The organism is Pantoea sp. NGS-ED-1003, from assembly GCF_000738765.1.
GTDB classification, from domain to species: Bacteria; Pseudomonadota; Gammaproteobacteria; order Enterobacterales; family Enterobacteriaceae; genus Pantoea; species Pantoea septica.
Genome location: NZ_JPQA01000009.1, coordinates 67028 through 91406, shown reverse-complemented (window position 1 = coordinate 91406; position 24379 = coordinate 67028). Strand labels below are relative to the sequence as shown.

General features: G+C 61.0%; 21 protein-coding genes. 11 read left to right on the top strand and 10 right to left on the bottom strand.

Translation table 11 applies throughout. The features are described 5' to 3' along the window. Positions 1 to 13: 13 nt before the first annotated feature. Genes JS46_RS17760 through JS46_RS17750 form a run of 3 tightly spaced genes read right to left on the bottom strand, consistent with a single transcriptional unit; the run spans position 14 to position 1723 of the window. Positions 14 to 202: a YpfN family protein gene (locus JS46_RS17760; RefSeq protein ID WP_033753791.1), complete on the bottom strand. Its 189-nt coding sequence runs from the start codon at positions 200 to 202 to the stop codon at positions 14 to 16. A 23-nt stretch (positions 203 to 225) separates the two neighbouring features. Further along, positions 226 to 1353 carry a succinyl-diaminopimelate desuccinylase gene (dapE, locus tag JS46_RS17755; protein WP_033753788.1) on the bottom strand — a complete coding sequence of 376 codons (1128 nt, stop codon included), beginning with the start codon at positions 1351 to 1353 and terminating at the stop codon, positions 226 to 228. Between the two features lies 1 nt (position 1354). Further along, complete coding sequence (locus tag JS46_RS17750) at positions 1355 to 1723, bottom strand: ArsC family reductase (protein WP_033753786.1); 369 nt, start codon at positions 1721 to 1723, stop codon at positions 1355 to 1357. A 381-nt stretch (positions 1724 to 2104) separates the two neighbouring features. Here JS46_RS17750 and ypfM point away from each other — a divergent pair, with 381 nt between their 5' ends. Further along, positions 2105 to 2167: a protein YpfM gene (ypfM, locus tag JS46_RS24835; protein ID WP_143806259.1), complete on the top strand. Its 63-nt coding sequence runs from the start codon at positions 2105 to 2107 to the stop codon at positions 2165 to 2167. 97 nt (positions 2168 to 2264) lie between these two features. Here the strand turns inward: ypfM and acrD are convergent, their stop codons facing one another. The 3 genes from acrD to narQ form a co-directional block, all read right to left on the bottom strand. Further along, entirely contained in the window at positions 2265 to 5381 is a 3117-nt protein-coding gene (acrD, locus tag JS46_RS17745; RefSeq protein ID WP_033753785.1) for a multidrug efflux RND transporter permease AcrD, read from the bottom strand. 170 nt (positions 5382 to 5551) lie between these two features. Beyond that, complete coding sequence (locus JS46_RS17740; protein ID WP_033753783.1) at positions 5552 to 6184, bottom strand: response regulator; 633 nt, start codon at positions 6182 to 6184, stop codon at positions 5552 to 5554. Between the two features lie 76 nt (positions 6185 to 6260). Next, positions 6261 to 7949: a nitrate/nitrite two-component system sensor histidine kinase NarQ gene (narQ, locus tag JS46_RS17735; protein ID WP_033753781.1), complete on the bottom strand. Its 1689-nt coding sequence runs from the start codon at positions 7947 to 7949 to the stop codon at positions 6261 to 6263. A 254-nt stretch (positions 7950 to 8203) separates the two neighbouring features. On the opposite strand from narQ, the gene JS46_RS17730 reads away from it, so the two are divergent. From JS46_RS17730 to JS46_RS17715, 4 genes are all read left to right on the top strand, one after another. Next, the gene (locus JS46_RS17730; protein WP_033753779.1) at positions 8204 to 8476 is read left to right on the top strand and encodes a YdgH/BhsA/McbA-like domain containing protein; all 273 of its coding nucleotides are present in this window, start codon (positions 8204 to 8206) and stop codon (positions 8474 to 8476) included. A 274-nt stretch (positions 8477 to 8750) separates the two neighbouring features. Next, positions 8751 to 10244: an L-asparagine permease gene (gene ansP, locus JS46_RS17725; RefSeq protein ID WP_033753776.1), complete on the top strand. Its 1494-nt coding sequence runs from the start codon at positions 8751 to 8753 to the stop codon at positions 10242 to 10244. Between the two features lie 126 nt (positions 10245 to 10370). Beyond that, complete coding sequence (gene nudK, locus JS46_RS17720) at positions 10371 to 10949, top strand: GDP-mannose pyrophosphatase NudK (RefSeq protein WP_033753774.1); 579 nt, start codon at positions 10371 to 10373, stop codon at positions 10947 to 10949. Between the two features lie 243 nt (positions 10950 to 11192). Continuing rightward, entirely contained in the window at positions 11193 to 12254 is a 1062-nt protein-coding gene (locus JS46_RS17715) for a DUF1176 domain-containing protein (protein WP_033753772.1), read from the top strand. Here JS46_RS17715 and ampH read toward each other — a convergent pair. The 4 genes from ampH to rpiB all read right to left on the bottom strand — a co-directional run bounded on the left by ampH (position 12251) and on the right by rpiB (position 17326). Continuing rightward, positions 12251 to 13420, bottom strand: coding sequence for a D-alanyl-D-alanine-carboxypeptidase/endopeptidase AmpH (ampH, locus tag JS46_RS17710; RefSeq protein ID WP_033753769.1), 1170 nt, complete (start codon positions 13418 to 13420; stop codon positions 12251 to 12253). The two genes, JS46_RS17715 and ampH, sit on opposite strands and share 4 nt — an antisense overlap. Positions 13421 to 13566: 146 nt before the next feature. Then, positions 13567 to 15567, bottom strand: coding sequence for a transketolase (tkt, locus tag JS46_RS17705; RefSeq protein ID WP_033753767.1), 2001 nt, complete (start codon positions 15565 to 15567; stop codon positions 13567 to 13569). A gap of 67 nt (positions 15568 to 15634) precedes the next feature. Continuing rightward, positions 15635 to 16585: a transaldolase gene (tal, locus tag JS46_RS17700; RefSeq protein ID WP_033753764.1), complete on the bottom strand. Its 951-nt coding sequence runs from the start codon at positions 16583 to 16585 to the stop codon at positions 15635 to 15637. 276 nt (positions 16586 to 16861) lie between these two features. Beyond that, positions 16862 to 17326: a ribose 5-phosphate isomerase B gene (rpiB, locus tag JS46_RS17695; RefSeq protein ID WP_033753755.1), complete on the bottom strand. Its 465-nt coding sequence runs from the start codon at positions 17324 to 17326 to the stop codon at positions 16862 to 16864. A gap of 394 nt (positions 17327 to 17720) precedes the next feature. Here rpiB and JS46_RS17690 point away from each other — a divergent pair, with 394 nt between their 5' ends. From JS46_RS17690 to JS46_RS17665, 6 genes are all read left to right on the top strand, one after another. Further along, positions 17721 to 19052 carry an MFS transporter gene (locus JS46_RS17690; protein WP_033753753.1) on the top strand — a complete coding sequence of 444 codons (1332 nt, stop codon included), beginning with the start codon at positions 17721 to 17723 and terminating at the stop codon, positions 19050 to 19052. Positions 19053 to 19054: 2 nt separating this feature from the next. Continuing rightward, complete coding sequence (locus JS46_RS17685; RefSeq protein ID WP_033753750.1) at positions 19055 to 20800, top strand: dihydroxyacetone kinase family protein; 1746 nt, start codon at positions 19055 to 19057, stop codon at positions 20798 to 20800. Then, positions 20797 to 21570 carry a triose-phosphate isomerase family protein gene (locus JS46_RS17680; RefSeq protein ID WP_033753747.1) on the top strand — a complete coding sequence of 258 codons (774 nt, stop codon included), beginning with the start codon at positions 20797 to 20799 and terminating at the stop codon, positions 21568 to 21570. Before JS46_RS17685 ends, JS46_RS17680 begins: the two co-directional genes overlap by 4 nt. Further along, positions 21567 to 22376, top strand: coding sequence for a sugar phosphate isomerase/epimerase (locus JS46_RS17675; RefSeq protein WP_033753745.1), 810 nt, complete (start codon positions 21567 to 21569; stop codon positions 22374 to 22376). Before JS46_RS17680 ends, JS46_RS17675 begins: the two co-directional genes overlap by 4 nt. A gap of 4 nt (positions 22377 to 22380) precedes the next feature. Continuing rightward, a complete protein-coding gene (locus JS46_RS17670; RefSeq protein WP_033753742.1) occupies positions 22381 to 23238 on the top strand; it encodes a phosphogluconate dehydrogenase C-terminal domain-containing protein in 858 nt (285 codons plus the stop codon). Between the two features lie 101 nt (positions 23239 to 23339). Beyond that, positions 23340 to 24305 carry a sugar-binding transcriptional regulator gene (locus tag JS46_RS17665; protein WP_033753739.1) on the top strand — a complete coding sequence of 322 codons (966 nt, stop codon included), beginning with the start codon at positions 23340 to 23342 and terminating at the stop codon, positions 24303 to 24305. Positions 24306 to 24379 lie beyond the last annotated feature (74 nt).

Here is a 24379-nt window from a genome sequence, read left to right as displayed (position 1 = left end):
CGAAAAGAGCCGGTTACTTCTTCTTCGGCCAGTTGTCGTCATCGTCCCATTTATCGTTAAAGTCGCGATGCGGCGGCAGGTCGGGCTTGTTCGCCATATATTTTTTATGATCGATGCGCTTCAGATCCTTGTAAACGTTCATCAACACGCCGACCAGTAACAGGATCACAAGGATCCACCAGTAATCTTTAATAAATTCCATTTGCCTGCTCCTCTCGATCGCGATCAGGCGACCAGCTGTTCCATAATGCGCTGATACATGCGGCTCAGCGTCTGCAGATCGGCTGCCTTCACGCACTCATTGATTTTGTGAATAGTGGCATTCACCGGGCCAAGCTCCACCACCTGCGCGCCCATCCGCGCGATAAACCGCCCGTCTGAGGTGCCGCCGGTGGTCAATAGCTGCGGCTTAATTTCATTATAGTGCGAGACCGCCCTGATCACGGCGTCGACCAGCTTGCCGCGCGAGGTCAGGAAGGGCTGGCCGGAAACGTTCCACTCCAGCGTATAGCGCAGCTGATAGCTGTCGAGCAGCGCCGCCACGCGATCTTTAATCATTTGATCGGTGAGTTCGGTGCTGAAGCGGAAATTAAACTGCACGAAGAATTCGCCCGGGATGACGTTATTGCTGCCGGTGCCTGCCTGCACGTTAGCGATCTGCATGCTGGTCGGCGGGAAAAAGGCATTGCCGCTGTCCCACTCGGTGGCGACCAGCGCGTTGAGCGCCGGCATCGCGCGATGCACCGGATTATCCGCCAGATGCGGATAGGCGACATGACCCTGCACGCCGTGGATGGTCAGGTTCGCGGTCATCGAGCCGCGACGCCCGTTTTTCACCACGTCGCCCACCACTTCGGTGCTGGACGGCTCGCCCACCAGGCAGTAATCCACGCGCTCATGGCGCGCCATCAGACGCTCTACCACTTTCACCGTGCCGTTTTTGGCGCTCGCCTCTTCGTCAGAGGTAATCAAAAACGCCAGGCGGCCTTTATGGTTGGGGTGCGCGGCGACGAAGCGCTCTGCCGCTACCACCATCGCCGCCAGCGAACCTTTCATGTCCGCCGCGCCGCGGCCAAACAGCATGCCGTCGCGAATCGTAGGCTCGAAAGGAGGATTGATCCAGCGGCTGGCGTCGCCCGGCGGCACCACGTCGGTATGGCCCGCGAACGCCAGGGTTTCGCCCTGACCGCGCGTCGCCCAGAAGTTGAGCGTATCGTCGATAAGCATCGGCTCGACCTGAAAGCCAATCGCCTCCAGACGCGCAATCAGCAGCGCCTGACAGCCTGCATCATCCGGGCTGAGCGAAGGGCGGCGGATAAGCTGCTGCGCCAGTTCGATTACAGGACAGAACATATTATGACTTCTCCTGGATAAACGCCTGGTAAGCGGCTTCGCTGAAGCCGACAAGCTGCGCGCCGTCCGGCGCGCGCAGTACGGGCCGCTTGATGACGGCGGGGTGCGCCAGCATGAGCGCTTTAGCGCTCTCAGCATCGATAACGGCATTGCGTTCGACGTCCGTCAGCTTGCGCCAGGTGGTACCGCGGGTGTTAAGCAGCGTCTGATAGCCGGACCGATCGATAAGCTGCGACAGCAGCGCATCGCTCAGCCCGCTGGCGCGGTAGTCATGGAATTCAACGTTGATGTCGGCGGCTTCTAAATAGCGGCGCGCTTTTTTTATGGTGTCGCAATTTTTTATGCCGTACATCACCCACTGCGCTGTCATCAGGATTCCTCGTCTGAAAATGAGGCGGTCAGTTTAACACAGAGAGCCGGGGTGCTAAGCGGTGTGAAAAGAAAAGCGGAGAAATAACTGGAATAAAATCATTAGGATTTGTCTTAGTAACCGCTTTCATTTGAACGGTTATTGTCACGCAGTTTATCATGAGCCTGTTAAGAATTATCTTAGTGCGCATCCAGACCGGCTGGTCCGAATCTTTTCCCTGTTTCTTTCACGTTTATAGTAGGTTGCTGAAATGTGCGTCAGCTAGCAGAACGAAAAACTACAGTAATTAATCGACTCTGCCGATAGTGAAAAGTGGTGTAACCGTATTCACATGGCGAAAATTTATGCGTAAAATCGTCAGCACAATAAGAGAGGGTTTATATGATTGACGCTGAAATGGGGAACTGGAAAGAATTCATCGCGGCGATGTTACGCAACAAGTAACGCGCGGCGGAAAAGGCAGGAGACTTCCCCCTTGCTCTGATTCCGACCACACATAGCAATAAGGCAGCCACTTCGGTGGCTGCCTTTACTTTTTTATTCAGTCGTGCGGCTTCGCCTTTAGCGGGAAACGTCGGCGCACCAGTACGAAGAACAGCGGCACAAAAAAGATCGCCAGCAGCGTGGCGGAGATCATGCCGCCCATCACGCCGGTGCCGACCGCGTGCTGGCTGCCGGAGCCGGCGCCCGCGCTGATGGCCATCGGCAGCACGCCGAAGATAAAGGCCAGCGAGGTCATCAGGATCGGGCGCAGACGCTGACGCGACGCGGAGAGCGTCGCCTCGACCAGCTCGCCGCCTTTGCTGTTGATCTCGTTGGCGAACTCCACAATCAGTATGGCGTTCTTCGCCGACAGGCCCACCACCGTCAGCAGCCCCACCTGGAAGTAGACGTCGTTCTCCAGCCCGCGCAGCCAGGTAGCGACAAGCGCGCCAGCTACGCCGAGCGGCACCACCAGCATCACCGAGAAGGGGATCGACCAGCTCTCATAGAGCGCCGCCAGGCAGAGAAATACCACCAGCAGCGAAATCGCGTAGAGCGCCGGCGCCTGTGAGCCAGACAGCCGCTCCTGATAAGAGGCGCCGGTCCACTGGAAGCCGACGCCGAGCGGCAGCTGCGCGACCAGGCGTTCCATGGCGTCCATCGCCGCGCCGCTGCTGACGCCCTGCGCCGCCTCGCCGACGATCTCGATCGACGAGTAGCCGTTGTAGCGTTCCAGGCGCGGCGAGCCGGTCTCCCAGCGGCTGGTGGCGAAGGCGGAGAAGGGCACCATACCGCCGCTGCTGTTGCGCACGTACCACTTATTGATGTCGTCCGGCAGCATGCGGAAAGCTGGCGCGGCCTGCACGTAAACCTTCTTTACGCGTCCGCGGTCGAGGAAATCGTTAACGTAGGTCGAACCCCACGCGGTGGTGAGGGTATCGTTGATCGTGTCGATCGAGACGCCCAGCGCCTGCGCTTTGCGCTGATCGACATCGATCTGCAACTGCGGGCTGTCGTCCAGACCGTTGTGGCGCACGCGCGACAGCGCCGGATCCGCCGCCGCCATCTCCAGCAGTTTATCGCGCATCGCCATCAGCGAGGCGTGGCCAATACCGGCATGATCCTGTAGCTCCAGATCAAAACCAGAGGAGCTGCCCATGCCGGTAATCGCTGGCGGACTGCTGGCGATAACGCGGCCCTCTTTGATGTCGCGGAAAGCTTTGGTGGCGCGTTCGATAATGGCGAAAGAGGTGCGATCCGCCCCGGGGCGCGCTTCCCAGTCTTTCAGACGCACGAACAGGCGCGCCACGTTCTGACCGTTGCCGCCCGGCCCCGAGCCGATAGTAGAGAACACCGACAGCACGTTCTCTTTCTCCTGGGTCATATAGTAGCGCTCGACCTTCGCCACCACGGCGGAGGTTTGCTGCAGCGTCGCGCCCGGCGGCAGCTGCACCTGGGTCAGAAAGACGCCGCGATCCTCAAGCGGCAGAAACGAGGTGGGCAGACGGATAAACAGAAACGCCATCAGGCCGATAATCGCGAGGTAGAGCAGCAGCCAGCGGCCGCCTTTGCGCAGAATGCGCGCGACGCCGCGCTCGTAGCGGTCGGCGTTGCGGTTGAAGTGACGGTTGAACCAGCCGAAAAAGCCGCGGCCGCCGTGATGTTCTCCCTGCGCCAGCGGCTTCAGCAGCGTGGCGCACAGGGCGGGCGTCAGGATCATCGCCACCAGCACCGACAGCACCATCGCCGATACGATGGTAATGGAGAACTGACGGTAGATCGCGCCGACCGTGCCGCCGAAAAAGGCCATCGGCACGAATACCGCCGACAGCACCAGCGCGATCCCCACCAGCGCGCCCTGAATTTGCCCCATCGACTTACGCGTCGCCGCGCGCGGCGAGAGGCCTTCTTCGCTCATAATTCGCTCGACGTTCTCCACCACCACGATGGCGTCGTCCACCAGCAGGCCGATAGCAAGCACCATGGCGAACATGGTGAGGGTATTGATGCTGAAGCCGCAGGCGTAGAGCACGGAAAAGGTGCCGAGCAGCACTACCGGCACGGCGATAGTGGGGATCAGCGTGGCGCGAAAATTCTGCATAAACAGATACATCACGCCGAACACCAGCACGATCGCTTCCAGCAGGGTTTTCACCACGTCGGTAATCGAGGCTTTGACGAAGGGCGTGGTTTCATAGGCGATTTTGGCTTCCAGCCCGTGGGGGAAAAAGTGCGACAGCTCTTCCACGCGCTGACGCACCAGCTTATCGGTGTTCATCTCGTTGGCGCCGGAGGCGAGCTTGATGCCCAGGCCCGACGCCGGCTGGCCGTTATAGCGGCTCAGATAATCATATTTCTCCGCGCCCAGCGCCACCTGCGCCACGTCGCTCAGCGTCACCACCGAGCCGTCGGGGTTGGTCTTCAGGGTAATGGCCTTAAACTGTTCCGGCGTCTGCAGCAGCGACTGCGCGTTGACCGTGGCGTTCAGCGCCTGCTTGTCCACCGAAGGCAGGCCGCCGATTTGGCCGACGGCAACCTGCGCGTTTTGCGCCTCGATGGCGCTTACCACGTCGTCGGTGGTCAGCGAGTAGGCGATAAGCCTGGCGGGATCGAGCCAGATACGCATCGCATACTGCGAGCCATAGGCGTCGACCTGGCCGACGCCGTCGATGCGGCTCAGCGGATCCTGAATATTGCTGGCGACATAGTCTGCAATATCCTGTTTATCCATGCTGCCATCGGTGGAGACGAAAGCGATCATCAGGATATTGCTGTCGCCGGTTTTATTGACCGTCACGCCCTGCGACTGCACCGCCTGCGGCAGCTTGCGCAGCGCCGACTGCAGCTGGTTCTGCACCTGCTGGCGCGCTTCGTCGGGATTGGTGCCGGCCGAGAAGGTGAGGGTGATCTGCGCCTGACCGGTATTGCTGCTGTTGGACGACATATACATCAGATTGTCGATACCGGTCATGTTCTGCTCGATAACCTGAGTGACGGTGTTTTCCAGCGTTTCGGCCGAGGCGCCTGGATAATTGGCGGTGATGCGCACGTTCGGTGGCGCCAGGTCAGGATATTGCTCAATGGGTAGGGAAATAATCGCCAGCGTGCCGCACAGGCTGATTAAAATCGCCAGCACCCAGGCAAAAACGGGACGGTCGATGAAAAAATTCGACATCGAATCGACACTCCTCAGCAGCGTTTCGCTTTTATTATCTGAATGCGGCCCGCGCTTTGCGCGGGTCGTGCGGGCAGGGAAAAGTCACTCTTTCGCCGAAACTTACTCTACGTGCTGCAAATTAGGAAATCGTGGAGAAATTGTGGAGAAAGTGTAAAACCCCCGTCAGATTAGCTATGGCGGTTTTCCAGCCACATAACGGTTGCGGCGACGCGCGAGCGCACGTCGAGTTTTTTCAGCAGATTGCGGATATGCACTTTTACCGTCTCTTCCGAGATATGCAGCGCGGCGGCGATCTCTTTATTCGACAGACCGCGCGCCACCTCTTGCAGCACGTCCCGTTCGCGCTCGGTGAGCTGGCGAAACGGACTGGCGCTGTGCTGGCGCGTAGCGAGATAATCGCGCACCGCGTCGCTGAATATTTTTTCGCCGCTTGCCGCCTGCAGGATCTGGCCGAGCAGCAATTCCGGATCGCTGTCTTTGAGCAGATAGCCGTCCGCGCCGGCGTCGACCATCGCGTCGATATCGCTGCGCGCATCCGACACGGTAAAGATCAAAATGCGCGAACTGATCCCTTCATGGCGCAGCGCCTTCAGCGTATCGAGGCCCGACATGCCTTTCATATTGAGATCGAGCAGAATGATATCCGGCGCCAGACGGCGCGCCTCGGCCAGCGCTTCGGTGCCGTTGTTCGCTTCGGCAATAACGTCCAGCCGCGGCTCCAGCGCCAGCAGCTGGCGAATACCGCGGCGCATTAGCGGATGATCGTCCACAATCATGACCGTCAGCGTAGGTTGTTGCATAGTGACTCCCGGCGAAAACGCAAAAAAGCGCGTCTGAAAAGGTTAAAAAGGGACGTTGTGCGTCAACGCGATACTATTACGTCAGCGGCGTGGCGGGCCGCGGCGGAAAACGCAGCGCGACCTGCGTGCCGCGCGCCTGCGCCTGAATCTTCAGCTCGCCCGCCAGCCGCGCGGCGCGCTCCGACATGGTGGTCAGGCCGTAGTGGCCCTGCGGCTCCTCGGTGCTGGCGATGCCGACGCCGTCATCCGTCACCGTAAGTAAATGCTCACCTTCCGCATTACGCTCATAGCGCACGCTGATAGTTGCGGCGTCGGCGTGGCGAATGGCGTTTAACACCGCCTCGCGGGCAATCTGCAGCAGATGAACCTGCTGCTGCGCATCCAACGTTTCCAGACCGGGCTGGAAGCTAAAGCTAATTTTAGCCGTAACCTGCTCCTGCAACGAAGCGATCATCGCCTGCATCGCCGCCACCAGATCGGCCTGCTCAATGGTCAGGCGGAAGGTGGCCAGCAGTTCGCGCAGCTGGCGATAAGCGTCGGAAAGCGTGCGGTCGACGTCGGCGATAATGCTTTGCGCCTCCGCGCTGGAGGGGCCGAGCGTACGGCGCAGCAGCGTAAACTGAATACGCATAAAAGAGAGCGCCTGCGCCAGCGAATCGTGCAGCTCGCGGGCGATAGTGGCGCGCTCCTCGATCAACAGCATCTGCTGAACCTGCTTTTGCGTCTGCCAGATCCAGACGGCGCGCGACAGCATATTGCCCAGACTCTGCATTAGCGCCTGACGCGGCCGCGGCTGATCGCTTTGCCAGCGCAGCGCGCCGGCCTGTTCGTCATCCTGCTGCAGCGTGACGCCATGCCAGCTTAGCGCCGCGTCGCTTTCCCCGACGCTGAAGCGGCCATGCTCGCTCTCCAGCACCAGCACGCGCAGGTTTTCGCGCTCGCGCACCTGCGCCATCACGCTTTCAAACAGCGCTGCATTGAGCGGCCGGGCGGTCAGCATCTGCGAGCTTTCATACAGCAGCGACAGCGTGCGGTTCGCTTCCTGTAAATCGCGCGTCTTCTCTTCTACCGCGCTGGCCAGCGCCTGATGATGCGAATGCAGACGCGCCGCCATGGCGCTAAAGGTCTGCGCCAGCACCCGCAGTTCATTATTCTGCTCCACCACCAGCGGCGGAAAAGCGAAGTTGCCGCTTTCAACGTAGCGGCTGGCGGTCACCAGCGCATTGAGCGGACGCACCACCTGACGACGGCTGAAGCGAATCGTGCCCAGCGCCAGCGCCACAATCAATACCACGCCCAGCAGGCTGCTGGCCGCCACCAGCTCCATTTTTCTTTCGCTGTAGCGCTGTAGCCCCATGACAAAGCGATCGATCTCGCCGACGTAGTTCGCCACCTGCTGTTGATAGAGCGCAGCCTCGCCGCGCTGCAGCTGCTGTTGCAGCGCGGGCCAGGCGGTACGCAGATGGCGATAGCGGTTGACGACCTCCTGCGGCACCCAGGGACGATCGAGGTCGCGCAGCGCAGGTTTATTGAGCGTCTCTTCATATTCCAGCAGATGCTGCCGAAGCTGCTGCGGCGCGCTGGCGCTGTCCCAGGCCAGCCGGTAACTCTGCATGCGCAGCGAACCCGCCAGGTTGATCGCCTCGGCGTCGCGCAGGCTGCTGGAGAGGGTCATCAGCGCCAGCCCGGTCGTCAGCAGCGCCAGCAGCACGATGGCGCTCAGCGCCTGGGCGATACTGCGGGTTACGGAACGTTTAACAATCACGGCAATATCCCTGTTTTCGGTGCGGGCATTATAAAGGAGAGGGCAGCAAGCTGCCAGGCCCATACAAAGTATCGACACGCCGGGTTACAGTCTGCACAAAAAATGAACTCCTCTGACATAACCCAGGAGAGCGTACGGCGCGGCGTGTAAAAAGCAGACAGGTTTACATCGGCCGGATGTTGGCTTTCATTACGGCGCTAATAATTCTAAGCAGAATTAAACACATCACCTGCAACCCCTTGAAGGAGCATGCTATGAAAAAAGGTATTGTGATTCTGGCCGGTGCCCTGCTGGCAACCGCTTCGTTCACTACGCTGGCGGCCACGCCGGTAGATCAGGACCAGGCGCAGGGTCTGCAAAGCATCGGCAGCGTTTCCGTTTCGAATGCGCGCGGCTCGCTGGATGACGCCACGCGTCAGCTGTCGCAAAAAGCAGAAGAGATGGGCGCAAGCCACTACCGCGTTATCGGCGTCGAAAACCCGGGCGACTCCAGCCTGTGGCGCGGCACCGCAGAGATTTATCGCTAACCCTCAGCCATACCCTTCCATCCCTGTAGCACTTACCGGCCTGCCAATGGCCGGTTTTTTTGTGCAACAAACCCGATTATTACAAAACACTTTGTGCGCCTCGCCGGTATCTTTTGCTTCGTTCACGCAGAACGGGTAGGATTCATCGCCGTAATTTCCCCTGCCTTTTTACTAATAACTCACAGGCAGATAACAGGGTGATTACCCCATTTCGCATGGCGCACGCAATCGTTTGTGATCGCCGTGATTGATGGTCAGGACAAACAGGAAGGCTATGAAATCTACTAAAAAAACCGCAGCCGAAATGCGTGCTGCGAAAAGACGCTGGCTGAACTCACATGACACCGGCTACCACAAGGCGATGGGCAATCGTCACGTTCAGATGATTGCCATCGGCGGCGCAATCGGCACCGGCCTGTTCCTCGGCGCAGGCGGACGACTGCAGGCGGCGGGACCGGCGCTGGCGTTAATCTATCTGGTGTGCGGCATCTTCTCGTTCTTTATTCTGCGGGCGCTGGGGGAACTGGTGCTCCACCGTCCCTCCAGCGGCAGCTTCGTTTCTTACGCGCGCGAATTCCTCGGGGAAAAAGCCGCCTACGTCGCGGGCTGGATGTACTTCGTTAACTGGGCGATGACCGGCATTGTCGACATCACCGCCGTCGCGCTCTATATGCACTACTGGGGCGCGTTCGGCGATGTGCCGCAGTGGGTCTTCGCGCTCGGCGCGCTGGCCATTGTCGGCACCATGAACATGATCGGCGTGAAGTGGTTCGCCGAGATGGAGTTCTGGTTCGCGCTGGTAAAAGTGCTGGCGATCGCCATCTTCCTGGTCGTGGGCGTGGTGTTTCTCGGCACCGGCAAACCGCTGGACGGCAACGCCACCGGCTTCCACTTAGTGACCGACAACGGCGGCCTGTTCCCGCACGGTCTGCTGCCGGCGCTGGTGCTGGTGCAGGGCGTGGTGTTCGCCTTCGCTTCTATCGAACTGGTGGGCACCGCCGCAGGCGAGTGTAAAGATCCGGAAACCATGCTGCCGAAAGCGATCAACAGCGTGATCTGGCGTATCGGCCTGTTTTACGTCGGTTCGGTGGTGCTGCTGGTGCTGCTGCTGCCGTGGAACGCCTATCAGGCAGGCCAGAGCCCGTTCGTGACCTTCTTCTCGAAGCTGGGCGTGCCTTACGTCGGCAGCATCATGAACATCGTGGTGCTGAGCGCGGCGCTCTCCAGTCTGAATTCCGGCCTCTACTCTACCGGCCGTATTCTGCGTTCGATGGCGATGGGCGGTTCGGCGCCGAAGTTCATGGCGAAAATGAACGGCCAGCAGGTGCCTTACGCCGGTATTCTGGTCACCATCGCGGTCTATGTTATCGGCGTGGTGCTCAACTACTACGTGCCTTCGCAGGTCTTCGAGATCGTGCTGAACGTCGCATCACTGGGCATTATCGCCTCATGGGGCTTTATCGTGATCTGCCAGATGCGTCTGCGCAAAGCGATCAAGGAAGGCAAAGCAGACGACGTCAGCTTTAAGCTGCCGGGCGCGCCGGTCACCTCCTGGCTGACGCTGCTGTTCCTGCTGAGCGTGCTGGTACTGATGGCGTTCGATTACCCGAACGGCACCTACACCATCGCCGCTATCCCGATTCTGGCGGTGATTCTGGTGCTGGGCTGGTTCGGCGTGCGCAAGCGCGTGGCCGCTGTCGCGCAGACCGAGCACGATCACCTGCACGACGAAAAGCCGCACGCGCTGGCGGATGACGCCGCGCGCTAAGCGCAAGCGTCCATATTGAAAAGCCTGCCCGTTAACGGCAGGCTTTTTTTATTCCCGCCGCTTATAGTTTTCCCGCGCACTTCCCCCTATGATGGCAGGCTCCCTCAAATCGGCAGTGGAGCCATCATGTCGTTCAAGATCAACATCATCAAAGACAAACTTCTCTCCGAAAACTACTTTATCCTGCGCAACTTCACCTACGAGCTCGCTACCAAAAGCGGCGAGGTAGTGCGCCACAAGCGCGAAGTCTATGACCGCGGCAACGGCGCCACCATCCTGCTCTATAACCGCGAGAAAAACAGCGTCGTGCTGACCCGCCAGTTTCGAATCGCCACCTATGTCAACGGCAATGCCAGCGGCATGCTGATTGAGGCCTGCGCCGGGCTGCTGGATAACGACACGCCGGAAGTCTGCATTCGCAAAGAGGCGATCGAAGAGACGGGCTATGCGGTGGGCGAGGTAGAGAAACTCTATGAAGCCTATATGTCGCCGGGCGGCGTCACCGAGCTGATTCACTTTTTCGCCGCCGAATATAACGAGTCGCTGCGCGATAACGCCGGCGGCGGCGTAGAGGATGAGGATATCGACGTGCTGGAGATTCCGTTCCCGGAGGCGCTGGCGATGGTGAAAGATGGCCGTATCCGCGATGGTAAAACCATTATGCTGCTGCAGCATGCCCAGCTGGCGGGCTGGCTGAAGGCCTGACGAAGGGAATGACGCACGGGGCAGGGCGACGCGTCGCCGCGCATTGTCCGATAAATCCGATTGAGATAAACCCGTGCGCTCCCGATGATGAAAAAGGTGATTTCTGTGGCGCCCTATCGCATTATCGTATGCTTTTTCAGCAGTTAAGTGCGCTTTCCGGACGTGGTCACAGTTTAGGTCCACCCGATGTCCGGCCGTTGCGCTATCATCTCCACTCTGAGATTTTGGGGACCGTTTTTCCTGATGCCGACCTGGACGAAGTCACTGCTGGTATTGCCATTCTTTTTCATTGCCTGTGTTAAAGCCGATCCACTGCAAAAGTCGTTTTCCGACTGGCAGGTGACCTGCAATAACGCCGCGTTCTGCGTAGCGCGCAATATACCAGGCGACAAAGGACTGGTCATGACTATCGCGCGCCATGCCGGCGTCAACGATCGCCCGCTGCTGCGTATCGACTACGGCAGCGCCTACAGCGGCGAGCTGCCCGGTGGGCCGCTGCAGGATAATTTGCTGCTCGATCAGCGCCGTCTGCGTCCCGACTTCAAACACTGGACGGTTGAGCCGCACCACCTCGCCACCAGCAACGCTATCGCCATTGACGAATTTCTCGCGCAAATTCTCGACGCGGACGCGATCCAGCTGACCTATAACGGGCAGGCGGCTATTTCGCTGCATGGCCTGAAAGCGGCGCTGCTGCTGGTGGATGACGTGCAGGGCAGGGTCAACGGCATGAGCGCATGGATAAAACGCGGTTCGCGCGCGCTGTGGGATGTGCCGCCTCAGCCGCCGCTGCCGCAGCTGCCCGACATGGGCGCGCCGCCTGCCGCACTGACGCGCGAGGAAACCAGCGGACTGCTCGATTACGGCACCTGGCGGCTTAACAGCGACGCCTGCTCGCTCGACCCGATGCGGCGCGAAGTCAACGTCGCGCCGCTGACCGACAGCAAAGCGCTGCTGATGGTGAGCTGCGAAATGGGCGCCTATAACGTGATCGATCTGGCGTTCGAAGTGACGCGCGCCGCGCCCTATGTCGCACGCGGCATCACCCTGACGCTGCCGTTTACGCCGCCGCGCGGCGAACGCCAGCTGGAGCTGATCAACGCCGACTATGATGCCAGCACCGGCCAGCTTTACACCTTCAGCAAAGGACGCGGGTTGGGCGACTGCGGCTCCGCCACGCGCTGGCGCTTTAACGGCACCGACTTCACGCTGGCGGAATATGCCGAAGAGTCTACCTGCGATGCCTGGCACAGCAGTGACGACTGGCCGACCCTGTGGGTCTCCCAGCCGCCGCCCGCGCCCTAGCGAATCGCCTGCACCATCATCGGCGAGCCGTTCTGGTTGCCGACCAGCTCCGCCAGCATATCGTTAACGCCGTCGCTCATGGCGGTAAACCGCGTCAGCGGCGAGCGGGTGATCACCACAAATACCCCGACGTTATGCTGCGGCACCATCGCCATATAGGTGATGAATCCGCCGCCGCCGCCGGTTTTCTGAATAATGCCGGGGCGACCGTTTTTCGGGCCCATATAGACCCAGCCCATGCCAATCGCGTCGGCTCTGCCCGGCACGTCCATGCCTTCTACCTTCGCCAGCTGATCGCGGCGATAGATCAGCGTCTGCATACGGTCCACCTGCGGCGAACGCGGGCTGATGGCCGAGTCGAGGAACTGCTGCATCCAGCGGCCCATATCGTCCGGCGTCGAGTAGACGCCGCCGCTGCCGATAGCGGCCAGCGTGTTATTGCAGGGGCTGGCGCCTTTCTCCGCCACCATCAGCCGATCGCACTGCTCAGGCGAAGGCGTAAAAGTAGTGTCTTTCATGCCGAGCGGGCGGGTAATCAGCTGCTGCAGCAGCGCCGGATAGGGCATGCCGGCGGCGCGCGCCAGCGCATCGCCCAACAGGTCGTAGCCCAGATTCGAATAGGAAGCGTCGGTGCCAGGCGCGGCTTTCAGCTTCGCGCCGGCCAGCCACTGCCAGCGATCGCTGCGCGTCGGCCAGACAAACACCGGGCGATGCGGCTTGCCGCCGGGCTGCTCGCGCGGCAGGCCGCTGGTGTGGGTCGAGAGATTAATCAGGCGAATCGGCTGCCCGGCGTAGCTCGGCACGCGCGCGCCCGCCGGTGCATATTTGCTCAGCGGATCGTCAAGGCGAATTTGCCCGCGCTCCGCCATCTTCACCATCACTTCGCTGGTCAGCAGCTTGCTGAGCGAGGCGATGCGAATCAGGGAATCTTTCTGCGGCCGCACGTTGTTGCCGGGACGCGTTTCGCCAAAGCTGGCGAAAACGCGCTGATTGCCGTCGATAGCGACCAGCGCCATGCCGGTGGCGCCGCTGCCGTAAAAAATGTGTTCAGCGTAGCGATCGACGATCTGGGACGAGAGCAGCGGATCGGGCGCGATCTGCGCCTTGCCTGCGAATGGCGTCAGCGAAACCATTAAGGCGAGTAAATAGGGCGTACGTTTTTTCAACGGGAAAGCATCCAGCGAGAGGAATAAGGGAAAGATCCTATAGTAATGGGTTTACGCAAGCGGTGAAGGGGGCGAGGAGGATTTTTTTCTGTTTCAGGCTGTGAGAAAGAGAGGCCCCTCCCGCAGAAGAGGAAGGGCCTGAAGCATTACGCTGGCTTGAGTAACGACTCCGCCTGCGCCACGACGTTTTCCACCGTGAAACCGAAGGCAGGGAAGAGTTTGCCTGCTGGCGCGGATTCGCCGAAGGTGGTCATGCCGACGATTTTGCCGTCGATGCCGACATATTTATACCAGTAGTCGGCGATGCCCGCCTCAACCGCGACGCGCGCGCGCACCGTCGACGGCAGCACCGATTCGCGATAGGCGATATCCTGCTTGTCGAATACGTCGGTGCTCGGCAGCGACACCACGCGCACTTTGTGGCCGTCGGCGGTCAGCTTCTCCGCCGCGCCCAGCGTGATCTCCACTTCGGAACCGGTGGCAATCAGGATGATATCCGGCGTGCCGTCACTCTCCTTCAGCACGTAGCCGCCGCGCGCGATATTTTCGACCTGCGCCGCGCTACGTTCCGGCTGCAGCAGGTTCTGGCGCGACAGGATCAGCGCGGTCGGACCGTGATGGCGCTCAATCGCGGCTTTCCACGCCACCGCCGTCTCGACCTGGTCGCACGGACGCCAGGTGCTGAAGTTCGGCGTCAGGCGCAGGCTGGCGAGCTGTTCGACCGGCTGGTGCGTCGGGCCGTCTTCGCCCAGGCCGATAGAGTCATGGGTATAGACCATGATCTGACGCGCTTTCATTAGCGCCGCCATACGCGCGGCGTTGCGCGCATACTCCACGAACATCAGGAAGGTGGCGGTGTAGGGCACGAAGCCGCCGTGATGGGCGATGCCGTTGGCGATGGCGGTCATACCGAACTCGCGCACGCCGTAGTGAATATAGTTGCCTGCCGGATCTTCTTTAATCGGCTTCGAGCCTGACCAGATGGTAAGGTTGCTCGGCGCGAGGTCCGCCGATCCGCCCAGCAGCTCCGGCAGCAGCGAGCCAAGGTGCTCCAGCGTATTTTGCGACGCCTTACGGCTGGCGATCTTCTGCGGATTGGCCTGCAGGTCGGTGATGAACTTGTGGGTCTCGCTCTCCCACGTCGACGGCATTTCGCCGTTCATGCGGCGCTGGTACTCCTCAGCCAGCTCCGGATGCGCCTGCTTATAGGCCGCCAGCTTGTCGTTCCAGGCGCGCTCGCGTTCGGCGCCCGCCTCTTTGGCGTCCCACTGCTGATAGATCTCCTGCGGGATTTCAAAGGGTGCAGAGGTCCAGCCCAGCTCTTTACGCGCCAGCGCCACTTCCGCGTCGCCCAGCGCCGCGCCGTGCGACTCCTCTTTACCGGCTTTGTTCGGCGAACCGAAACCGATAACGGTGCGGCAGATAATCAGCGACGGCTTGTCGGTGACGCTCTGCGCCTCTTTAATCGCGCGGCTCACCGCCTCGGCGTCATGGCCATCGATCTCGCCGACGACGTGCCAGTTGTAGGCTTCGAAACGCTTATGGGTATCGTCGGTAAACCAGCCTTCGGTTTCGCCGTCGATAGAGATGCCGTTATGATCATAGAAGCCGATCAGCTTGCCGAGGCCGAGCGTGCCCGCCAGCGAGCAGACTTCGTGGGAGATCCCCTCCATCAGGCAGCCGTCACCCATAAACACATAGGTAAAGTGGTCGACGATATCGTGACCCGGACGGTTGAACTGCGCGCCCAGCGTGCGCTCGGCGATCGCCAGACCCACGGCGTTGGCCAGCCCCTGGCCCAGCGGGCCGGTGGTGGTTTCGACGCCCGGCGTGTAGCCGATTTCCGGGTGACCCGGCGTTTTAGAGTGCAGCTGACGGAAGTTCTTCAGCTCTTCCATCGGCAGATCGTAGCCGGTGAGGTGCAGCAGGCTATAGAGCAGCATCGAGCCGTGGCCGTTGGAAAGAATAAAACGGTCTCGGTCGGCCCATGCGGGGTTAGTCGGGTTATGTTTCAGGTAGTCGCGCCACAGCACTTCGGCGATGTCCGCCATGCCCATCGGCATGCCCGGGTGACCTGAGTTCGCTTTTTGTACCGCATCCATACTTAACGCACGAATCGCGTTCGCCAGCTCTCTGCGTGATGACATAGGGTTCTCCCTTCGTTGAGCAGAAGTGCGGGCGGCAAAACCGCCCGACAAAATTAACAGGCAAAAACTACAGGCGCGCGGCCAGCACGTCTTCGAGTTTCTGCTGATCGACGGCAAACTGACGGATGCCGTCGGAAAGTTTTTCGACCGCCATCGGATCCTGGTTGTGCTCCCAGCGGAACTCCGCTTCAGAGAGCGATGCAGGCTGGTGGAAACCTTCGGTCGACGGTTCCAGCTTGCGCTCAACCGGCGCGTCGCTGTTCTGCAGCTCTTCCAGCAGGTTCGGAGAGATAGTCAGGCGGTCGCAGCCCGCCAGCGCGATAATCTGCTCTACTTTACGGAAGCTCGCACCCATGATGATGGTGCTGTAACGGTGCTTTTTGTAGTAGTCGTAGATGCGACGCACCGATTTCACGCCCGGATCTTCGTCGACCACATACGGGTCGAGCGGCTTGCGGCTGTTGTACCAGTCGTAGATACGGCCGACGAACGGCGAAATCAGGAAGACGCCCGCTTCGGCGCAGGCGCGTGCCTGGGCGAAGGAGAAGAGCAGCGTCAGGTTGCAGTGGATGCCGTTTTTCTCCAGCTCCTCGGCCGCCTTGATGCCTTCCCAGGTAGACGCCAGCTTGATCAGAATGCGCGAGCGGTCGATGCCGTGCTCTTCATACAGGCGAACCAGTTTTTCCGCTTTGGTCACGCACATGCCACGATCGAAAGAGAGGCGCGCATCTACTTCGGTCGAAACACGGCCCGGTACGCTTTTCAGGATTTCCATACCGAGGTTAATGGCGACTTTATCGCTGGCGTTGATAATCTGCGTCTCTTTGCTGCCGCCCTGCTTTTTCGCATAGTCGATAGCGTCGTCGATCAGGTGCTTGTAGCCTTCGAGGCCGGCAGCTTTCAGGATCAGAGAAGGATTGGTGGTCGCGTCTTCAGGATGGTAGTTGCGAATGGATTCGATATCGCCGCTGTCCGCCACGACGGTAGTAAACTGTTTTAATGCCTCTAGCTGATTCATCTTTTAACTCCTTGATGAGCAATTCTTTATTGCGAATGATTTCACCCTGCAACACAGTGCATCAGGCGTTCGATGATGAAAATACTCTTTTTCTGATTATTGCGATGGGTTGAACTCATCGGGGCCCCGCACGGCGAAAACAGCGTGACGTCAAACAGGGAGAGCGTGCTGCAACATCCTGTCAGCGAGCCGGGGGGCGAAAATCGCGCATCACAAAGGTTAGCAGAACTGACAGGTTCTGCCGGATGAACCGCACTTTCCGCCCGGTCAGGTGTTTTAGCGGCAGGCGTTTTGCGCCGTCTGTTCGTAAAAGCCGATCTTTTCCACTTTTTCCGTCGATCCGCCGCCTTCAAACTCCGACGCCAGCCAGGCGTTGACGATCGATTTCGCCAGTTCCGGCCCGACGACGCGCGCGCCCAGCGTCATTACCTGCGCATTGTTGCTTTTGCGCGCGCGTTCGGCGGAGTAGGTGTCGTGGCACTGCGCCGCGCGAATGCCCGGCACCTTGTTGGCGACGATCGCCATACCGATACCGGTGCCGCACACCAGAATGCCGCGGGCGAACTTGCCGTCGCTGATGGCGTTCGCCAGGCTCCAGGCGATATCGGGATAAATTGGCAGGTCCTGGCGCGCGTCGTTGCTGTAATCCACCACTTCGTAGTGCAGCGATTCAAGGTGGCGTTTGATCAGGTTTTTCAGTTCCAGCGCCGCGTCATCGGCGCCAATCGCAATGGTGCTCATCCGGTTCTCTCCAGGTATTTAACAGGGCCCGCAAGCCGGGCAGAAAGTGATGCTCGATTTCAGCCTGCCATACTTTTGTTCATATGTTCAAGTATGTTTCATTTGTTTTTAGCGACTCAGATGAGGGCGACGCGCCGTTAACCGCTGTAAAACGGCACCTTATCGGGCATTTTTCTTAAATGTTGTGGAAAAACGTTTCATTTGAGAGCGATCACATTTTTGCAAACTGCGCTTGAGAGATGTTCATTTAATCGTTTAGTGTTCATTTGTTCAGGCAGGCAGCAACAATAAGATCCTTCGAGGTGACCGCCATGACACTTACCGACCCGACTGCGCGCCCTGCGGCGCGCTTACCAGGAAACCAGCGCGCTTCGTCGCGCTGTGGAGGCGTAACATGACGCAACAGACGCAGGCGCAGATCGAACAGTCCACCATTCGCAAAATCTCCTGGCGACTGGTGCCGTTCGTGGCGCTGATGTTCTTTATCAACTTTCTCGACCGTACTGCCATTTCCTTCGCCGGGCCGAACGGCATGACGCAGGATCTGGGGCTGAGCGCCGCGCAGTTTGGGCTCGCCTCGGGCATCTTTTTTATTGGCTATATCCTGCTGGAGGTGCCGAGCAATCTTGCGCTGCACCGCTTCGGCGCGCGCAAATGGCTGGCGCGCATTATGGTGAGCTGGGGCGTGGTGTCGCTGCTGTTCGCCTGGGTAAGCAGCGTCGAGGGGCTCTATACGCTGCGCCTGCTGCTTGGCATTGCGGAGGCGGGCTTCTTTCCCGGCGCGATCCTCTATCTCAGCCTGTGGGTGCCAGCACGCCATCGCAGCAAAATCCTTTCGCTGTTCTACCTGGCCCAGCCGTTGACCGTGGTATTCGGCGCGCCGCTGGCGGCAGGCATGATCGAGCAGCACGGCCTGTTTGGCATGGAGGGCTGGCGTCTGATGTTTATCGGCGTATCGGTGCCCGCCATCCTGATCGGCGTTGTGACGTTATTTTGGCTGGTGGATGCGCCGCGCGACGCGCGCTGGCTTACTGGCGAAGAGAAACAGTGGCTGACGCGCGAGCTGGAGAGCGAGCACGCCGCCAAGCAAAACGCGCATCCTGGCGTGCGCACCGTGCTGGGCAACGGCCGCGTCTGGCTGCTCTGCCTGATCTACTTCGGCTTTATCTATGGCCTTTACGCGCTCGCCTTTTTCCTGCCGACCATCATCGGCGGCTTTCAGCAGCAGTTCGGCACCACCTTTAACGTGATGCAAAAAGGGCTGATCACCGGCGCGCCCTATCTGGTGGCGGCCGTAGTGATGTTTTTCTGGTCGCGCGACGCCTCGCGCCGCGGCTGTAAAACCTGGCATATCGCGCTGCCTGCGCTAGCGGGCGGCATCAGCGTGCCGCTGGCGCTCTATATGAACTCGCCGCTCAGCACCATGCTGGTTATCGCCGTTACCGCCAGCTCTATCTTTGCCGCGCTGCCCAACTTCTGGACCCTGCCGACGCAGTTTCTCTCCGGCGCCTCGGCCGCCGCCGCCATCGCCCTGATCAATACGCTCGGCAACGTGGCGGGCTTTTCGGCGGGCTACATCACCGGCGCGCTGCACGACGCCACGCAAAGTTACACGCTGCCGATGATGGTGGTGGGCGGCTTTATGCTGCTGTCAGCCCTGCTGATGCTGCTGCTGAACCGCCGCCGCGCTGAACCGCTGGCCTCCTCACTTGCTCAGGAGCATTAATCATGACGTATCTCTATAACCAGCCCTCTGCCTTTGCGGCGGAGCTGATCGAAGGTTTTGTCGCGGCCAACGCGGATAAAGTCCGTCAGGTGCCCGGCGGCGTGGTGCGCAGCACGCGCAGCCAGCCCGGCACGGTGGCGGTGGTGGTGGGCGGCGGCTCTGGCCACTATCCTGCTTTCGCCGGACTGGTAGGCCAGGGCATGGCGCACGGCGCCGCCATGGGCAATCTGTTCGCTTCGCCCTCGGCGCAGCAAATCGTTCACGTGGCGCGCGCGGCGCACAACGGCGGCGGCGTGCTGCTCACCTTTGGCAACTACGCCGGTGACGTGCTGCATTTCGGTCAGGCGTGCGAGCGCCTGAGGGCCGAAGGCATCGCCTGCGAAGTGGTGACGGTCACCGACGATATCTCCAGCGCCAGTCTGGAAGAGATTGAAAAGCGCCGCGGCGTCGCAGGCGATTTAACCGTATTCAAAGTCGCCAGCGCCGCGGCCGAAGCGGGCCACAGTCTGGCGCAGGTGGCCGCGCTGGCGCGTCATGCCAACCAGCGCACGCGTTCTTTTGGCGTCGCATTTTCCGGCTGTACCTTGCCTGGGGCGACGCAGCCGCTGTTCCGCATCGACGCCGGACGCATGGCGCTCGGCATGGGTATTCACGGCGAGCCAGGCATCAGCGAAAGCGACGTGCCGCGCGCCGACGTGCTGGCGGAAATTTTCGTCGACAACCTGCTGAGCGAGTTGCCGCCGGGCGTCAAACTGCAGCCAGGCAGGCGCGTGGCGGCGATCCTCAACGGGCTAGGATCGGTGAAATATGAAGAGCTGTTCGTGGTCTATCGCCGCGTGGCGCAGCTGCTGCGCGAACAGCAGCTGGAGATTGTCGAGCCCGAAGTGGGCGAATTCGTCACCAGCTTCAATATGGCAGGCGCATCGCTGACGCTGATGTGGCTGGATGAGGCGCTGGAAGAGTGCTGGCGCGCGCCGGCCAACGCACCGGCCTTTCGCAAAGGCAGCGTGATCGTCGCCGAACCGCTGGAGGCCAGCGAGTGTCAGCAGGCGACGCAGAACGCCATCCCCGCCGCCAGCGTCGCGTCGCAGCAGAGCGCGCAGCGCGTGCTGGCGATACTCGACGCCATTGCTGCCGTGATACAGCGCAATGCTGAACAGCTGGGGCGCATCGACGCCGTTGCCGGCGACGGTGATCACGGCATCGGCATGGAGCGCGGCGTGCTGGGCCTGCTGGCGCAGGCGCGTGACGCTGCGGCGCAGGGCGCGGGGGCGGGCACGCTGCTGTGTCAGGCCGCCGACGCCTGGGCAGATAAGGCGGGCGGCACCTCGGGCGCGCTGTGGGGCGTGGCGCTGACCGCCATCGGCACCGCGCTCGGCGACGAAAGCAAACCCGACGCGCAGCGCGTCGCCGAAGGGGTGAAACAGGCCAAAGAGGGGATTATGCACTTTGGCAAAGCCCAACCCGGCGACAAAACCATGGTCGATGTGCTGGTGCCGTTCAGCGACAGCCTGAGCGCGGCGGTCGCGCGCGGGGAGGCGCTGCCTGACGCCTGGCAGCTGGCGGCGGAAACAGCGCAGGCCGCCGCGCAGGCTACCGCACAGCTGCTGCCGAAGATGGGCCGCGCCCGTCCGCTGGCGGAGAAAAGCCTGGGCACGCCGGACGCCGGCGCGGTGTCGCTGGCGCTGATTGTCGCCACGGTGGCAGAGCGTCTGCGCGCAATCCAGCCGCAGGGAGCCTCGGTATGACGCAGCCCGCTATCTGGCTGGGAACCAGCCTGAAAATGTATTTCAGCTACGCGCAGACGCTGGCATGGTGCCGTGCGGTCGCGCAGATTGCGCGCCAGCATCCTGCGGTGCGCGACGGGCGCGTCGGCCTGTTTGTACTGCCCGCTTTTCCGACGCTGCCGGCGGTAAAAGCGCTGTTTGCCGATACGCCGGTGCGCGTCGGCGCGCAAAATATCGCGCCCGCCGCCAGCGGCGCCTGGACCGGCGAGGTGAGCGCCAGCATGGTGCAGGAGCTGGGCGGAACGCTGGCGGAGATTGGCCATGCGGAACGCCGACGTCACTTTGCGGAAAGCGATGCGCAGATCTCTGCAAAAGTCGCGCTGGCGTTGCAGTCCCAGCTGACGCCTGTGTTGTGCATCGGCGAGGCGCAGCAGGATACGCCCGACGCGGCGGCAGAGGCGTGCGCCATCCAGCTCAGGCGCGCGCTGGCCGAGGCGCAGTCGCTGCACGGTAGCCTGCTGCTCGCCTACGAGCCTCAGTGGGCGATCGGCGCGCCGCAGCCCGCGCCGGAAGGCCATATTCGCGCGGTGTGCCGCGCCTTGCGCCAGCAGCCGCTGCCGCCAGGCATCACGCTGCAGGTGATCTACGGCGGCAGCGCCGGCCCTGGCCTGCTGAGCCGGCTGGAAGAGAGCGTCGACGGCCTGTTTCTCGGCCGCTTCGCCCACGATCCCGCCGCGCTGGCGCAGATAGTTGATGAAGCCGACGCGCTGCTGGCGAGGGAGAGCGTATGAGCCGGATTGGATTAAGCACCTACGCCTTTTTCTGGCGCCTGTCGGATCGCGCGCCACAGCCGCTGACGCTGGCGCAAATGCTGCAGCAGACCGCCGACCTCGGCGTGCCGGTGTTTCAGATTTGCGACTACCCGGCGATTGAAAGCTGGAGCGACGCGCAATTGTGTGCCCTGAAGCAGCAGGCCGACGCCCTCGGCATCACGCTGGAGCTGGGCACGCGCGGCCTCGCCACTGACCATCTGCAGCGCTATCTGCATATGGCGTCGCTGCTGGAGGCGAAAGTCATCCGCTCGATGTGTTTTACCGCCAGCCATCGTCCGTCGCCTGCCGAGGCGCAGCAGCTTATCGCCGATGTGCTGCCCGCTTTCGAACGTCAGCAGGTCAAACTCTGCCTTGAAACCTATGAGCAAATCTCCAGCGCCGATCTGATGGCGCTGATCGATCTTTTCCCTTCGCCCTGGCTGGCGGTCTGTCTCGATCCGGCCAACTGCGTGGCGGGACTGGAGCTGCCGCAGCAGGTCATCGCCAACACCGCCGCGCGCGTCGGCAATCTGCACATCAAAGATTTCGCCTTTTCGCGCCGCGACGGCTGGGTCGGCTTTACCCTGGCGGGCGTGCCGCTCGGCGAAGGGCTGCTGGATTACGACGCGCTGATTGCCAGCGTGCGGCCAGCCGAAAAAGGCATTAACCAGATTATCGAGCACTGGCTGCCGTGGCAGGAGAGCGCAGAGCGCACCTGCAAGCTGGAAGCGCAGTGGACGCAGCGCTGTGTCGAATTCTTACGTCGTAAACAAGATCAGGAGTAACACCATGAGCAATCAACTGAAAACCATTACTGTTATCGGCGCAGGCGGCAAAATGGGCATGCGCATCTCTGCCAACCTGCAGCGCAGCGACTATCAGGTCTTCTACTGCGAAAACTCGCCGCAGGCGCAGGCGCAGATCGGCGCGCAGGGCCGCGAAATTTCTGATGCGCAGTCGGTGGTGCCGCTGAGCGACGTGGTCATTCTGGCGGTGCCGGATATTGTCCTGGGCAAGGTCTCAGAAACGGTGGTCCCGCAGATGAAGCCCGGCGCCGTGCTGCTGACGCTCGATCCAGCGGCGGCCTACGCCAACCTGATCGCCCAGCGTGACGATATCGAGTATGCGGTGGCGCACCCCTGCCATCCGTCGGTATTCCTGCAGCGCTACACCAAAGAGGAGCATGAGGATGCCTTTGGCGGCGTGGCGGCGATCCAGCATATCGCGGCGGCGTGGGAGAACGGCAGCGACGCGCAGAGGGCGGAGCTGGCGAAGGTGATCAACGTGATGTATGGCCCGGTGGATCAGGTGCACTGGGTGACGGTGACGCAGCTTGCCTATCTGGAGCCGACGCTGGTGGAAACCGTCGCCTGCATGGTCGGCGCCTTTATGAAAGAGGCGCTGGACGAGACGGTGAAACATAGCGGCGTGCCGGAAGAGGCGGCGAAAGCGATGCTTTACGGCCATATCCAGATCGCGCTGGCGGTCGCCTTCCGCGCCACCAACCCCTTCTCGGACGCCTGCATGATCGCCATGGAGTATGGACGCGAGAAGATCGTCAAGCCGGACTGGAAGCAGATCTTCGATCAAAAAGAGCTGGATATCGTGATTGCGCGCATGCTGAAAATTGACGCCATCCGCCGCTGATCTGTGACGACGAAAGCGGCTCACGGGCGCTTGCCTGGCTAAGTGAGCCGCATCAGTGTTATAAATCCCGGCAGTTAACGGCAACGCTCAATCAGGTCACGATGGAAAAACATACCCTCGCTCCGGACACGGAACTGCTGACGGAAATCGCCGTCGCTTACTATCAGGATGAGATCACACAGGAAGAGATCGCGCGCAAGTTCGGCATCTCGCGCATCAAAGTCGGACGACTGCTGAAACGGGCGAAAGAAGAGGGCATTGTCGAGATCAATGTTCGCTACCATCCGGTATTCAGCACCCGACTGGAGCAGCAGCTGCTGGATCGCTTTCCGCAGCTGCAGCGCGCGCTGATCGCGCTTGATCAGCAGGATGGCGACGAGCAGCGTCGTCAGGTAGCGGCGCTGGTCTCGGCGCATCTGGCGCAAAATCTCAAAGAGAACACCGTGGTGGCGGTAGGCCAGGGTCGCAACGTCGCGGCGGTGGCCGATCATCCCGGCGCGGTGCCGCTGCGCAACTGTCACTTTATCTGCGGTATCGGCGGCACCCATCGCCCGGGCGACGCCATCAACGCCGATCATATCAGCCGTCGGCTGGCGAAAAAGTTCGGCGGCTTTAGCGAAACGCTCTATGCGCCCGCCTATGTGGAAAACCGTGCGCTGAAAGAGGCGTTTATGCAGAACGGCACCATTAAAGAGACGCTGGATCGCGCGCGCAAAGCGGATATCGCGCTGGTGGGCATCGGCGATATGAATGAAAACAGCTATATGGTCAAACTCGGCTGGTTTACGCCGCATGAAATTATCGACGCCAGCGTCAATCAGGGCGTCACCGGCGACGTGGCGGGCTACGACTTTTTCAACGCTCAGGGCCAGCACGTGGACACGGTGATGAACGATCGCGTCATCGGTCTGAGCATCGACGAGCTGCGTAAAATTCCCTGCGTTATCGCCATCGCTGCGGAAAACACCAAAGCGATGGCGCTGCTCGGCGCGCTGCGCACCGGCGCTATCGATATCGTCGCCACCTCGGCGCAGAACATCCGCACCATCCTCAGTATGACGCAGTAGCGTGCAAAACGGTGTCGCCAGCGGCACCGAACGCCCCGATCGCGATCGCTCCGAGGTTTTCCCTGTCGTCAGCC